This is a genomic window from Microbulbifer sediminum, assembly GCF_021729035.1.
Lineage (GTDB): Bacteria > Pseudomonadota > Gammaproteobacteria > Pseudomonadales > Cellvibrionaceae > Microbulbifer > Microbulbifer sediminum.
Genome location: NZ_JAJSAP010000001.1, coordinates 321,215 through 334,342, shown reverse-complemented (window position 1 = coordinate 334,342; position 13,128 = coordinate 321,215). Strand labels below are relative to the sequence as shown.

The window sequence follows — 13,128 nt, the reverse complement described above, 5'->3', positions numbered from 1 at the left end:
TGGATCCGGGACACGCCTTGTCTATGATGTCCCCGATCAACAAAGTCTCTCCCTTGAAGTCTTGTACGATCGTACGTATCAAAAAGAAAGATCCGGTCTGGCTCTGCGGGCCCGCTGGCAGGAATAAACCGGGAATAATTGCCTGTCTAACCTGCCATTTCGAATCAAATAGAATATTTTTCCGAATTTTTTATCATTTTTCTGTCGCGATCTCTTAAAAAAATCCGCAGAATGCATCGAGGAATAAGATATTCCTCAGTTTTAATTGAGCGTACATAAAGTATTTGGTTGTCCCCGACACTGCGAGTGGGGTTGTGGTACGCAGGCGGGGTGATCGCACTGGTTGTGATCCGGGAAGGATAGCCCGGGGAGGCGGTGCGAATGATCAGGGCGGAAGACCGTTCCAGGAAATAAAGATAAGACAGTCTGGGAGACTCACTCATGTTCCACAAGAAAAAGCTCAGTAGCAGCCTGGAGTCGCTGAAAGGTGCCTCCAATCTCGCGCGTGCCGCTGCCATCACTGCGGGGGTTATGTTTTCCGCTACTGCGATGGCGCAGCAGGTCGGCAGCATCGAGGGCCAGGTTTTCCTCGATGAAGGCGTTGAGGCCGAAGGGGTTACCGTCAAGGCCACCAGTAGTGTAATGCCGCGCGGCCGGACAGCGACCACTGACGAGGATGGTGAGTTCCGGCTGCCTATGCTGATTCCCGGTATTTACCAGCTGACCTTCACTTCTGCAGACGGGACAACGCGCACTGTGCAAGCGGAGGTATTGCTTGACCAGATGACGATGGTAGACATGAGCCTGACGCCCCAGGTAGAAGGGGACCTCGAACAGGTGGTGGTCACCGGTGAGGCAATTACTGTCGGTGGTAACTCCTCGCTGTCAGATGCCATTGGGGCGGATGTCATCAAGGGCCTGCCCGTCGGCCAGGACCTGAGAGACCTGATCAAGCTGGCCCCCGGTGTACAGTACACCCAGAACTCTGTTCGCGGTCCCAGCGCCGGGGGCAGTGGTCAGGACAATGTCTACAATTTTGACGGTGTGAACGTGACATTGCCCATGTTCGGCACCCTGTCGGCGGAGCCCTCCAGCCAGGATGTGGAGCAACTGTCCGTTGAGCGGGGTGGTGCGCGAGCGATAGGTTTTAACCGCTCAGGTGGTATCACTGTCAACACCAAGACCAAGTCCGGTACTAACGAATACAAAGGCAGTGTGGAATACAAGTTCCAGACCGCCGATATGCGCGAAAAGACGGAGGAGGGCACCAAGGCCGAGACCGACTACAGCTGGATGACTGCGAACGTGGGCGGACCCATTATCGAAGACCAGCTGTTTTTCTATGGTTCGTATTATGGCCCGCGCGAATCCCGTGACAATAAAGAAACCGCCTACGGACCGACCAAAGACTACTCCAGTGAGCGTGATGAGTATTACGGTAAGCTGACATGGGCGCCGATTGAGGATGTATTGCTTAACGCGGCTTACCGGACTTCAGACCGCGTCAATGAAGGCGCCTCTATCTCATTCGATGAAGCGGATTCGGTATCGGTAGGTGAGGAATCCGGCCAGGATATCCTTTCCCTTGATGGCTCCTGGATTATCAACGACGCGACCACGGTAAGCTTCCAGTACAGTGATTACGCGCTTGAAACTGCTGGAGTTCCCGATACCCGCCTGGGTTTACAGCCCGCGATTGGGCAGATGCTTGATATTGCCAGCCTGGACCAGTCGGGCTATTTCAATGTGCCTGATTTTCGTGATAGCGACTCTGGCTGGAACGCCGCCGTAGCACCTTATATCAACCAATATGGTTATGAGGAGAGCGGTATGCGTGTTGGTGGTGGCGGTGTTGGTGCTTACTACCAGTCCAACGTGCAGAACTTCTATCGTGAAAGCTTTGAAATCGCACTGGACCATACCCTTGAGATTGGCTCCACCTCTCACGAGATCCATGTTGGGTACCAGTGGGCAGAAGGGCACGAGGAGCTGGCCCGCCTGTCTAATGGCTGGGGTTCGATCAGCGTGATAGATGGAACAGAGGATGTTAATGCCCCGGACAATGCGCGTTTCCGTGCTTATACCGAGCAAATGAGCTTTATCGGTGAGGACGGTGGAAGAGTGCCACCCATCGACTCCTTCACAGAGACCCAGAACTTCGAGGTTAACGACTCGATTGCCTGGGGGGATTTCACCTTCGACGTAGGTTTCCTGATCAGCCAGGACACCCTGTATGGTCAGGGACTGCGCGAGGCGAATACCATTTCAGGTTACGAGGCCGCGCCGGGTAACAAGTACGAAATGTACAAGGTTGATTGGAAGGATATGATCCAGCCGCGACTGGGTGTTACCTGGGCCTACAATGGTGTCGATACTGTGTTCGCCAGTTTCGCCCAGTACAACCCGGCGGCCTCCTCCCTTGCCCGTGCAGCTTCATGGGATCGCAACAGCCGCGCGACAGTGGAGGTTTACTGGGATGAGAGCGGCAATTACATCAGCTCCACCCCCCGTGCAGGTTCATCCGGCAAGCTGTTTGCAGATGACCTGGATCCCCGCAGGGTTGACGAGCTGACCATCGGTACAACCAAAGAGTTCGACAATGGCATCAGCCTGCGTTCACATGTGCGCTACCGCGAGGGCTCACACTTCTGGGAGGATACATGGAATGGCTCGCGTACCTATGGTTGCTACGGTCCCGAAGGCAACCAGACCTGTGTGCCGGATGACATTGCCGCAAAAGGTTTCTACATCCCTGACCTGGATGAGAAGCTCGAGCAGATCGGCAGTGGTTCAAGTTACGTGATCGCCGAGCTGGATGATGCTTATACCAAGTACCTGGAGTTCAGTCTTGAAGCCTCCTGGATGGGGGAACGTACTTACCTGAACGCCTCCTACACCCGCAGCCGTTATCGTGGCAACTTCGACCAGGACAACACTACCTGGACCAACGATGCCAATACCTTTATTGGCTCCTCGTACCTTGCGGATGGTGCTGGTCGTCAGATCTGGGATAACAAAGACGGTACACTCCGTGGTGACAAGCCAAACCTGCTGAAGTTCTTTGGCCAGTACACCCTGGATTGGAAGGCTAATGTCGGTGCCTACTTTGTGTATCAGTCTGGTGAGCCCTGGGAGGCCTGGGATGGTAGCGTCTATGGGTATTCCAGCTCCACAAACCGTTACGCCGAACCGGCGGGTAGTCGCCGCACTGACAGCCACTGGCAAATGGACCTGAACTACACCCAGAATTTCAATGTGTTCGCTGATTACACCCTGAAATTCCGTGCAGACCTGTTCAACGTGTTCAACCGCCAGACCGGTTACAACATTGATCCCGAGGTGGGCTACTTCGCGTTTGGCGAGCCGCGTAGCTACTATGACCCGCGCCGCCTGCAGTTATCGCTTGGAATGGATTTCTAAGCCCCAGTTTTCCGCTTTGAGCGGGAATGCTTGAACCCAATGCCCCGGCTCGCCGGGGCATTTTCGTTTGTCCCAGAGCAATCCCGGCTCCAGTCCGTTAGAATTCCGGTAAACAATAACGGGAGAATCAGCCCTTGGTGAGTTTCTGGCTGCTGGAAGTCCTTCTGGCGCTGGCAGCACTGCTGGTTGCCAGCCAGTACTGGTATATCGCGCGCGATCGTTGCCAGTCGCCGTCCCTGCTGGTGGTGGCGGGAATGTCCCTGCTGGCGATGGCGGCGCTGGTTGGCGCCTATCGCTACAGCATAGATCCCGGTGTCACCGGGTTGCACCGGGTCTTGTCCGGGCTTTCCGGGCAACTGACTTTCCTGCTGTGCGGGCTGGCGCTGCTGTGGGTCGCCCTGAAGCCTGATCTCGGCTACCGGAGCCGGCCACCAGCCTATGCCGTGCTTACCCTGGCGACAGCGATCGCAGTATTGCTGATGACCGAAGCCGCTCCCGCCCGCCGTCTGTTGAGCCTGCTGGGGCTGGTGGCCTGGTTGGCCGCAACACTGATTGTTCGTCGGCACGGGCGGCTACAGAAACTGCCATTGTGCCTGCTGGCCTGTGGCCCGCTGCTGGTGGTGATGGCAAGCCAGCTGGTGGGTACCAGTCATGTAAAACTGCTGGGAATGCCCCGGCTCAACTGGTTCCACCTGTTGCTGGCGCTGGCAGCGCTGACGCTGCTCTGCGCACGGCCACTGTTCGAGGAAAGGAGGCTTGGTAATGGATAAAGCACACTGGGAACTGGAAGGAGGGTGTCACTGCGGTGCTGTCAGGTTCCAAGCGCGAATACCGCGCCGTCCGGGGGAGGTGCTGGTCGCCCACGCATGTAATTGCTCCATGTGTGAAATGGTGGGTTTCCAGCACCTGATCGTGCCCGCTGCGGCGTTCGAGCTGCTGCAGGGAGAGGGCGACCTCACCTGTTACATATTCAATTCCGGTGTGGCCAGACACTATTTCTGCCGCCACTGCGGGGTGAAGTCGTTCTATATTCCGCGATCCAATCCCGACGGTTACAGCATCAACCTGCGCTGCCTGGATAAACAGCCCGAGGGCGTAAAGGTGGAGCCGTTTGATGGCCGGAACTGGGAGCGAAACGCCGGCGCCCTGGCACATCTCAGCAGGGACTGAGATAACCGGCCGGACAGATTAACCGGGACAGTTCCTGTGTCCCGCGAGGATAGAGAGGAGGTGAGTGCGCAGTGAGTGAGCAGGTACAAACCGGTGGTATCACCTATACCGACAGCGCTGCCCTCTATGGCAAGCCGGGCCTGGATCTTGTGCTGGTGGAAACCGATCGCTGCCGCGCGGTGATTGCCGTGCAGGGAGCACAGCTACTGGAATTCCAGGCACTGGGGCACGAACCGCTGTTGTGGCTGAGCCCCGCGGCGGTGTTTGAGCCGGGCAAGGCGGTGCGGGGTGGGATTCCCCTGTGCCTGCCGTGGTTTGGCGTTCACCCGGAACCCGCCAGGCCCAAGCATGGACTGGTGCGTACCAGGCCGTGGAGGCTGGAGGCTTCCAGAGAGCGGCCAGATGGCACGCGGGAGTTGGTGTTTACCTACCGCCATGACGGCGATGCCGATTTCACTCCCTTCCTGTGCAGTGTCACCATGGAGTTGGGCAAGAAGCTGAGATTGGTCCTGGAGCTGGAGAATACCGCCGATGAGGCGGCCAGGTTCAGCTGGGCCTGGCATAGCTATTTTCCGGTCGACAACGTGCACGATATCCGGGTGCTCGGGCTCGAAGAAACAGATTACCTGGATAATACCCGCGGGCTGCAGCGGGCCAGGCAGGAAGGCGCCGTCGGCTTTCCCGGCGAGGTCGACCGGGTCTATGAACATGCAGGCGATACCCAGCGGATTGAGGCGCGCGCGCCCATTCAGGCGCACAGTGGCGAATGTCGGTCTGTTATTGCCTGGAACCCCGGCGCCGGGCTGGCGGCCACGCTTGCAGACGTGGGTGAGCACTACGCGCAATTCGTGTGCGTGGAGCACGGTAATGCCTTTGCCAACAGCTGGCAGCTGGGCATCGGCGAGCGTCGTACCGCATGGCTGGAACTGGAGCGCGAGTAAATGGTTACTGCGACTGCAAGGGCTGAAGAACGGGAGCAGGCGGGGTTGCTGCACGCCCTGTTACTGGACGGGCGCGGCGGCGGCCGTGCCCTGGATTGGGCTGAAGTCGAGCAGTGGACCCCGGACCAGGGCTGCCTGTGGCTGCACCTGGACTACACCGACCGGGGCGCAGCCGGATGGTTGCGCTCCCGGGACGATGTGCCTTCGCTGGTGGCCGAGGCCCTGTTGACCGAGGAGACCCGCCCGCGCACCACTTCAATCGATAATGGATTGATGGTGGCATTGCGCGGGGTGAACCTCAATCCGGAGTCACAGCCGGAGGACATGGTATCAATTCGCCTGTGGGTGGAAGAGCACCGGGTGGTCAGTACCCGCAGGAGGCGCCTGCTGTCGGTAACCGAGCTGCAGGAGCAGCTCCACAGTGGGCGGGGTCCCCGCGACAGCGCCGGCCTGTTGGTAGAACTGGCGGACCTGCTGGTATGGCGCATGGGTGCGACGGTGGAATCCTTCGAGGATACCATCGACAGCCTTGAGGACCGGGTGCTCAGTGACAGCAGTGCGGCCCTGCGGGTGGACCTGGCCCAGCTGCGCAAGCAGACCATCACCCTGCGTCGTTACCTGTCACCACAGCGGGAAGCGCTCGCCAGGTTGGTTCAGGAGAAAGCCCCATGGATGCGGGAGAGCTGCCGGCTGCAACTGCGCGAGGTGAGTGACCGCCTGCTCCGGCATATCGAGGATATCGATGCTGTGCGCGAGCGCGCCGCGGTCACACAGGAAGAGTTGATGAGCCGGATCTCTGAGCAGCTCAACAGCCGTATGTACGTACTTTCCGTCGTTGCCGCCATCTTCCTGCCGCTGGGGTTCCTGACCGGGCTGCTGGGGGTGAACGTGGGCGGTGTTCCCGGAGTGGAAAACCCGTCGGCATTTTACCTGTTCAGCGGCCTGCTGGTCGTGGCAGTAATCGTCCAGCTTGTCATTTTTCGCTGGAAAAAATGGCTGTAAAACGAAGGGGCGATTGAGCTGCTGAACTACGTCCCCGGGGCTGAAATCGGTCAGCCGAACACTGTGACAGTCTGCCGAGAGAAGGCGACGGGCTTGCCATCCGGGCTCCAGAGGCGAGCCTGGGCGACGCCATAGCCGTCAGCGGCCTGCTCCACATCGGCCAGGTATTGCCACCACCCTCCGCAGGTGGCTGCCGGCAGTGGCTCCATAAATTCCAGTGTCCAGGTCAGTGAGCTGGCCGGGGCCGGCTGCTTGAGCATGGGCAGGATGGCCGGTGGCCAGGCGTCGATCAGGGCAAGGAGGTGCCCGATGTCGACCTTTTGGTTGGTTGCCTCTTCCCCGCGGAAGCGGACCCAGCCGCCAAACCGGTTGCTCGCGCTGCCGCTGAAGGGCATATCCCCTGCGGAAATCCGGTAGTCGAATTTTTGCGTGAATTCCGGAACCAGGCCCTCGATATACGGCAGGGACTGGAGCTCGTCGGGGGCGACAAAATGCGGGGCCGTGTCTGCGGGCACATGGATGCTGGAATCGCGGCCGCTGCCAAAGCTGGCAAATGCCGCCAGTACCACGGCGCCGTCCTGCTCCATTCTCGCTTCCACCTGGCTGACCGATCGCCCGGCGCGCAGTATTTCGCCCTTCATTGAAACCGGGCCCGCGGCCACAGGCGCGACGAAGGAAAAGGTGATCGAGCGCAGCGTACTGTCGGCATCGACCTGAGCGGCCATCTGCTCGTACAACATGGCTGCCACCAGGCCACCAAAAGTGGCGCGTCCCTGGGCCCAGCCCGCGGGGATTTCCGCTGTGGTGCCGGCTTCGCGACACTGGGACATCAATACATCGAATTCCATCGGCTTTACATCCGTTTAACCAAAGGTGTGGCTGTCATCGGGAAAGGTACCCGCCTTCACGTCCTCGGCATACTTGTGCAGTGCGCCAGGAATATCCCCCGCTTCCACCAGGAAGTTCTTCGAGAACTTGGGCGGCTTCTCTGTCAGGCCAAGGATATCGTTGATCACCAGCACCTGCGCATCGGTATCCCGGCCCGCGCCAATACCGATGGTGGGCATCGAGACGGCGTCAGTAATGCGCCGAGCCAGCGCGGAGGGCACGCATTCCAGTACCAGCAGGTCGGCACCGGCTTCGTCCAGCAGCGCGGCATCACTGAGCATGGTGCCGGCCGTGTCCTCATCTCGGCCCTGTACCCGGAATCCGCCCAGCTTGTGCACTGACTGGGGTGTCAGGCCGAGGTGGGCGCAGACGGGAATGCCGCGGTCTGTCAGCATGCGCACGGTCTCCGCCAGCCAGGCACCTCCCTCGATTTTCACCATATGGGCGCCGGCCTGCATGATACGGGTGGCATTGGTGAGTGCCTGTTCCGGGGTCGCATAGGTCATGAAGGGCATATCCCCCATGATCAGCGATTTTTTGTTGCCGCGGGCCACCGCTTCCACGTGATAGATCATATGGTCCATTGTCACCGGGATGGTGCTGTCGTAGCCCAGTACGGTCATGCCGAGGGAGTCGCCAACCAGTAACACCTCGACCCCGGTTTTCTGGGCCATGGCCGCCATGGGCGCGTCGTAGAGGGCTACCGTGATGAATTTCTCGCGTTCTGTTTTCATCCGGCGCAGTGTCTGAACCGTAACCGGCTTGGCCAGCTCTGAGAGTCCGTAAGGCATGTGATCAGTTCCCCGGGTTGTAGTAGTGACGGCCACTGGTGATATTCAGCATGTATTCCACAAGCCGGCAGTAGTCATCCTGCCGACTGACGATGTCGATATCCTCGCTGTTGACGATCAGCAACGGCGCCTCGTCGTAGTAGTGGAAGAACTGGGTGTAGGCCTCATTGAGGGTGGCCAGGTATTCATTACTGATGGACTTTTCGGCGGCCACACCGCGGGTGCGGATGCGTTCCTGCAGAACGTTGAGGGGTGCCTGCAGGTAGATAACCAGGTCCGGTTTGGGGGCCTGCAGGGTCAGGTGCCGGTAGACCTGTTGGTAGATCTCCAGTTCATCGGCATCCAGGGTGACCTCGGCAAACAGCTGGTCTTTCTCGATCAGGAAGTCGGAGACGCGCACCGGATTGAAGATATCGTCCTGGCGCAGGGACTGGATCTGCTGCGAACGCTGCAGCAGGAAATGCAGCTGGGTGGGCAGCGCGGCACTCTTAGGATCCCGGTAAAAGCGTTCCAGGAACGGGTTTTCCTCGGGCAGTTCCAGCAATGTATCGTAATTGAAGGTGGCGGCGAGTTTTTTCGCCAGGGTGGTCTTGCCCACGCCGATATTGCCCTCGACAGCGATAAAGCGGGGCGGGGCGGTGCCGGAGATATCGGGTTCCATCGGTGGCGGGGTCTCAGTTTCAGTAGACACCGTGCTCTACTCCTTTTTCTGTTATTCCGTCCTCGTCAGCGCAACCGGGTCCGGCCGGGTTGCGCCTTCAGAGTTTTTCCAGGCGGTTTGGCGGGCACCGTTGCAACAGTGCGGCCAGTGATTCACCTGTAGGCAATACCAGTGCCGGGGCCAGCTCTGCCAGCGGCAACAGTACAAAATTCCTTTCGGCCATACGCGGATGTGGCACGTGCAGGCGCTCGGTATCAAGTATCTTCTCGCCAAACAGCAGGATATCCAGGTCGAGCGTGCGTGCCCCCCAGCGTATTTCGCGCTCCCGCCCCTGTCCTGCCTCGATTGCCTGCAACTGGTCGAGTAAGCCGTGCGGTGGCAGGACGGTTTCGATCTCCGCGACCGCATTGATGTAATCCGGCTGCTCTCCCGGCCCGACCGGTGCGCTGCAATAAAAACTGGAGCAACGCAGCAGGCGCGTGCCAGATATGCTATCGATAGCGGTAAGGGCGGCATTTAGCTGCCGCTGCGGATCTGACAGGTTGCTGCCGAGCCCGATATAACAACGCGGCATCGTATTCAGTCCTGGCGTGGCTCGGAAGAGCGTGGCTTCCGGCGGCGACGCCCACCACGGCTTTTGCGACCACCTCCGGGGCGCTGCACCTTGCGCACCATCTGTTCGCGCCCTTCAGCATCGGCCTGCTGGAAATCGGTCCACCACTGGCCCAGTCCCGGAGGGATCTCTCCGGACTCCTCCCGCAGCAGAAGGAAATCGTACGCGGCACGGAAGCGTGGATGTTCGCTCAGTCGCTGCGCGCGGGCGCCGTTCCGACGGGGCAGGCGTGATTGCATCTCCCAGATCTCCCGCATCGGCAGGGAGAACCGCTTGGGAATGGCTGTATGCGCAAGCTGGGCACCGATCACCTTCTGTGCGGCACCGGCCAGCGCGGGGACCGGCGGTGTTCCCTTGTCGACCAGGCGTTGCTGCTCCCGATTGACTGCGGGCCAGAGCAGGGCTGCGTATAGGAAGGCAGGGGTAACGCGCTTGTCGGCGCGAATACGGTCATCGGTGTTGCGCAAGGCGATGCGGGTCAGCTCCAGGGCTGTAGCATCCCCGAGCATGATGTCGTTCTCCGGGAACAGGTGCTGCCACAGGCCATAGTCACGCAACAGCTCAAATGTCTGCTCCCCGTGGCCGCTCATCAGCAGCTTGAGTACTTCGTCGAACAGTCGCGCAGGTGCAATATTGCGCAGCAGCGGGGCCAGTTCGCGGAGCGGGGCAGCGGTATCGGGCTCGATCTGGAAACCCAGTTTGGCGGCGAAGCGGATAGCCCGCAACATCCGCACCGGATCTTCCTTGTAGCGGGTTTCCGGGTCACCGATCATCCGGATCAGGCGGTCCTCGATATCGCGGACCCCGCCTGTGTAATCGTGGATCTCGAACCCGTTGGTGGTGTAGTAGAGGGCGTTTACGGTGAAGTCACGCCGCACGGCGTCGCTCTTCAGGTCACCGTAGACGTTGTCCCGCAGCAGCATGCCGTGTTCGGATTGCTGTGCCTCGTGATCCTCGCCCTCACTGTGGTGGCCGCGGAAAGTGGTTACCTCGATGATCTCGCGACCGATCCGGGCATGCAGGATACGGAACCGGCGGCCGACGATTCGGGAGCCGCGGAAGAGCTTTTTCGCTTCCTCCGGTGTCGCATCGGTGGCCACATCAAAATCCTTGGGGTGGCCGCCTAGCAGCAGGTCGCGCACGCCGCCGCCAACGATATAGGCTTCAAAGCCCGCATCCTGCAGGCGCTTCAGCACTGTCAGGGCTGCGCGGCTGATATCGCGCCGGGACAGATTATGGTCGCTGCGCTGGATAATGCGCAGGGTGTTGTTGCTGGCCGGCTTACGCCAGCGCTTGATACTGCTGATCAGGGAATTGAGCATACGGCTGTCTGTCTTGACTGCTGCCAACTGGTTGGCGATAGATCCCGTCTGGATTGACGCGCGAATTCTACCACAGCCGCAGACCGGCCCGGAGCTAACTTAAGCAGGGGGTATCAGTGAGGATACAGGGTGGTGGCGGTGCTGGGTGCAACCGCCCCCTTACAGGCAACTCTTTTCCAAGTGAGAAAGGAGTAAAGGGATTTATTGTTATGGCTATGAAGGCAGCGGCTTCCTTGCGCTATCAATTTGCTATCTAGCAAACACCCTCTCCCAGGTACAATCAGTCAGTTTGTAACGCGCTTGTGGTTATTTTTGTTCTGCTTTCGTTATTTTTATTGTTTGTTGTTATTGTTGTTCAGGTTTTGGTCACTCTTTGCTTTTATTGTCGACCGCCCCTTTATTCTTATTGTGTTTCGCCCACTTATTGTCAGTTGTTCTTAGGGCTTAAACAGTCATTTATTTTTATTCTTGGCTGTTCTTCATTGTTGTACTAGCAATAAAGCATTTAGCGTGCCAACTTTTAAAAACCCTTTAATATCAATAACTTATGTTTTTTGTGGTTGAATGGTACGTCAGAAAGGCCGTGGGCAACGTTACGTAAGTCGCCGTAGTTGTTACGGAGGGTGAGAACGCGGTAACACTTTTCGTGCTGCCGGTGGGAACTTTCCGGCCAGGGAGTGATCTTCGGCGGCGACGCCAGGGCATGCGGGGTGGCAGGAAAGTCAGGATTGGCGGTGCGCAGACTGCCTGGTCTGTGCGGCGGGGGCAGGGCCGCTGCTGCGGCCCGTAAAGCGGGGGCGGCGAGGTGGCTCGTCAGGCTTCGGCGGCCGCGCGGCGGGTCTTCTTGCGCGGGATGCCCAGTTTCTGCCGGCGCTCCCACAGGCATTTGCGACTGACGCCCAGCTTCTTGGCCAGCTCGGTCTCGCTCATGGTGTCCTGGTGCTCAAGGACGAAGCGGGCGAAGTAATCCTCCAGTGACAGGTCCTCGCGGGGATCGGAGTGCAGGCTGCGGGGCCGGCGCTCCGGGTCTGCCTCGTCCACCGGGACCAGGTCCAGGTCGATATCCAGGGTCTTGTGGTCGATCTCGGTGCTGTTGTCCTCGGTGAGGATCACGGCGCGCTGGATCGCGTTCTCCAGTTCCCGGACGTTGCCCGGCCAGGTATAGGTGGTTACCGCCTGCACCGCCTCCGGGGAGAGCTTCAGGGTTGCCCGCCCCACCTTGGTGCAGAACTTCTGCAGCAGGTGCTCTGCGATGGCCAGGACGTCCTTGCCGCGCTCCCGCAGCGGCGCGAGGGTCATCTGCACAACATTGATGCGGTAGTAGAGGTCCTCGCGGAATTTGCGCTCGGTGGCGAGCTGGCGCAGGTTGCGGTGGGTTGCCGCCACCAGGCGGACATCCACCTTGCGCGATTCGATGGCACCGATCGGGCGTACCTCGCCCTCCTGCAGTACGCGCAACAGGCGTGCCTGGGCTTCCAGTGGCAGCTCACCGATCTCGTCGAGGAACAGTGTGCCACCGTCAGCGGCGGCCACCAGCCCCTCGCGGGCGGTCTGGGCACCGGTAAAGGCCCCTTTTTCGTGGCCGAACAGCTCCGCCTCGATCAGGGTGTCGGGGATTGCAGCACAGTTGACCGAGATCAGGGCTTTGTCCGCCCGGCGGCTCTCCTCGTGGATAGCGCGGGCCACCAGTTCCTTGCCGGTACCGGTCTCACCGTGGACCAGTACCGTGGCATCGGTTGGGGCCACTTTGTGGATGCGGGCATAGAGCTCGCGCATGACCGGACTGGTGCCGATCATGCCCGAGATGGTCCTGCTGGGGGCCTGCTGGCCGTTACCGACTGCGCGGCTCTGCTCTGCCTTGCCGATGACGCGGCGGACAGTGGCGATCATCTCGTCATGATCGAAGGGTTTGGCGATATAGTCCGCGGCACCCATGCGCATCGAGTCCACGGCCGAGCGCAGGCTGGCATAGCTCGTCATGATCAGTACCGGGACATCACCCGCCAGCTTGAGCAGGTCGGTTCCGGGGGCGCCGGGCAGGCGCAGGTCGGAGATGATCAGGTCGACTTCCCCGAGGCGGTACTTGCTGGTCGCCTCACGCACGGAGCCCGCTTCACTCACCCGGTACTTGTGGCGCTCCAGCAGCTTGCGCAGCGCGGTCCGGATGATGGCTTCGTCTTCGACGATCAGGATGTGGCTCATTTGTTACGCCTGGTTACAAAGTGCTCAGGTAAAGGCCTAGTTTTACCCGCGAAGCGTTTCGATGCAACTCAAATGGGGCTGTTTGGACCAAGTTTGCACGAATTTTGCCCAGATTCAT

At 59.6% G+C, this 13,128-nt stretch carries 11 protein-coding genes; 5 read left to right on the top strand and 6 right to left on the bottom strand.

The genetic code is table 11. The annotated features are described in order from the left end of the window. The first annotated feature begins 441 nt into the window (after positions 1-441). From LVD11_RS01400 to zntB, 5 genes are all read left to right on the top strand, one after another. On the top strand, positions 442-3,420 hold the full coding sequence (locus LVD11_RS01400; RefSeq protein ID WP_237055212.1) for an outer membrane beta-barrel protein: 2,979 nt from the start codon (positions 442-444) through the stop codon (positions 3,418-3,420). Between the two features lie 137 nt (positions 3,421-3,557). Beyond that, positions 3,558-4,190, top strand: coding sequence for a hypothetical protein (locus LVD11_RS01395; protein ID WP_237055210.1), 633 nt, complete (start codon positions 3,558-3,560; stop codon positions 4,188-4,190). Beyond that, complete coding sequence (locus tag LVD11_RS01390; RefSeq protein ID WP_237055208.1) at positions 4,183-4,590, top strand: GFA family protein; 408 nt, start codon at positions 4,183-4,185, stop codon at positions 4,588-4,590. The genes LVD11_RS01395 and LVD11_RS01390 overlap by 8 nt, the downstream gene beginning before the upstream one ends. Before the next feature lie 71 nt (positions 4,591-4,661). Beyond that, on the top strand, positions 4,662-5,531 hold the full coding sequence (locus tag LVD11_RS01385; protein WP_237055206.1) for a D-hexose-6-phosphate mutarotase: 870 nt from the start codon (positions 4,662-4,664) through the stop codon (positions 5,529-5,531). Further along, positions 5,532-6,533, top strand: coding sequence for a zinc transporter ZntB (zntB, locus tag LVD11_RS01380; RefSeq protein ID WP_237055204.1), 1,002 nt, complete (start codon positions 5,532-5,534; stop codon positions 6,531-6,533). 50 nt (positions 6,534-6,583) lie between these two features. On the opposite strand, the gene LVD11_RS01375 is transcribed toward zntB, so the two are convergent. The 6 genes from LVD11_RS01375 to LVD11_RS01350 form a co-directional block, all read right to left on the bottom strand. Beyond that, the gene (locus tag LVD11_RS01375) at positions 6,584-7,381 is read right to left on the bottom strand and encodes an acyl-CoA thioesterase (RefSeq protein WP_237055202.1); all 798 of its coding nucleotides are present in this window, start codon (positions 7,379-7,381) and stop codon (positions 6,584-6,586) included. A 15-nt stretch (positions 7,382-7,396) separates the two neighbouring features. Next, positions 7,397-8,212 carry a 3-methyl-2-oxobutanoate hydroxymethyltransferase gene (gene panB / locus LVD11_RS01370; protein ID WP_237055200.1) on the bottom strand — a complete coding sequence of 272 codons (816 nt, stop codon included), beginning with the start codon at positions 8,210-8,212 and terminating at the stop codon, positions 7,397-7,399. Positions 8,213-8,216: 4 nt separating this feature from the next. After that, positions 8,217-8,873: a deoxynucleoside kinase gene (locus tag LVD11_RS01365; RefSeq protein ID WP_237055781.1), complete on the bottom strand. Its 657-nt coding sequence runs from the start codon at positions 8,871-8,873 to the stop codon at positions 8,217-8,219. Positions 8,874-8,970: 97 nt separating this feature from the next. Next, positions 8,971-9,447, bottom strand: coding sequence for a 2-amino-4-hydroxy-6-hydroxymethyldihydropteridine diphosphokinase (gene folK, locus LVD11_RS01360; RefSeq protein WP_237055198.1), 477 nt, complete (start codon positions 9,445-9,447; stop codon positions 8,971-8,973). Positions 9,448-9,452: 5 nt separating this feature from the next. Beyond that, positions 9,453-10,808 carry a polynucleotide adenylyltransferase PcnB gene (gene pcnB / locus LVD11_RS01355; RefSeq protein ID WP_237055196.1) on the bottom strand — a complete coding sequence of 452 codons (1,356 nt, stop codon included), beginning with the start codon at positions 10,806-10,808 and terminating at the stop codon, positions 9,453-9,455. 813 nt (positions 10,809-11,621) lie between these two features. After that, complete coding sequence (locus tag LVD11_RS01350; RefSeq protein WP_237055194.1) at positions 11,622-13,010, bottom strand: sigma-54-dependent transcriptional regulator; 1,389 nt, start codon at positions 13,008-13,010, stop codon at positions 11,622-11,624. Between the last annotated feature and the right edge of the window lie 118 nt (positions 13,011-13,128).

What these genes read in the sequence shown, in the direction of transcription:
- zntB (WP_237055204.1), top strand. Translation starts at nt 5,532, where the DNA reads ATGGTTACTGCGACTGCAAGGGCTGAAGAACGGGAGCAGGCGGGGTTG.
- LVD11_RS01400 (WP_237055212.1), top strand. Translation starts at nt 442, where the DNA reads ATGTTCCACAAGAAAAAGCTCAGTAGCAGCCTGGAGTCGCTGAAAGGT.
- LVD11_RS01365 (WP_237055781.1), bottom strand. Translation starts at nt 8,873, where the DNA reads ATGGAACCCGATATCTCCGGCACCGCCCCGCCCCGCTTTATCGCTGTC.
- pcnB (WP_237055196.1), bottom strand. Translation starts at nt 10,808, where the DNA reads ATGCTCAATTCCCTGATCAGCAGTATCAAGCGCTGGCGTAAGCCGGCC.
- LVD11_RS01390 (WP_237055208.1), top strand. Translation starts at nt 4,183, where the DNA reads ATGGATAAAGCACACTGGGAACTGGAAGGAGGGTGTCACTGCGGTGCT.
- LVD11_RS01375 (WP_237055202.1), bottom strand. Translation starts at nt 7,381, where the DNA reads ATGGAATTCGATGTATTGATGTCCCAGTGTCGCGAAGCCGGCACCACA.
- folK (WP_237055198.1), bottom strand. Translation starts at nt 9,447, where the DNA reads ATGCCGCGTTGTTATATCGGGCTCGGCAGCAACCTGTCAGATCCGCAG.
- LVD11_RS01350 (WP_237055194.1), bottom strand. Translation starts at nt 13,010, where the DNA reads ATGAGCCACATCCTGATCGTCGAAGACGAAGCCATCATCCGGACCGCG.
- panB (WP_237055200.1), bottom strand. Translation starts at nt 8,212, where the DNA reads ATGCCTTACGGACTCTCAGAGCTGGCCAAGCCGGTTACGGTTCAGACA.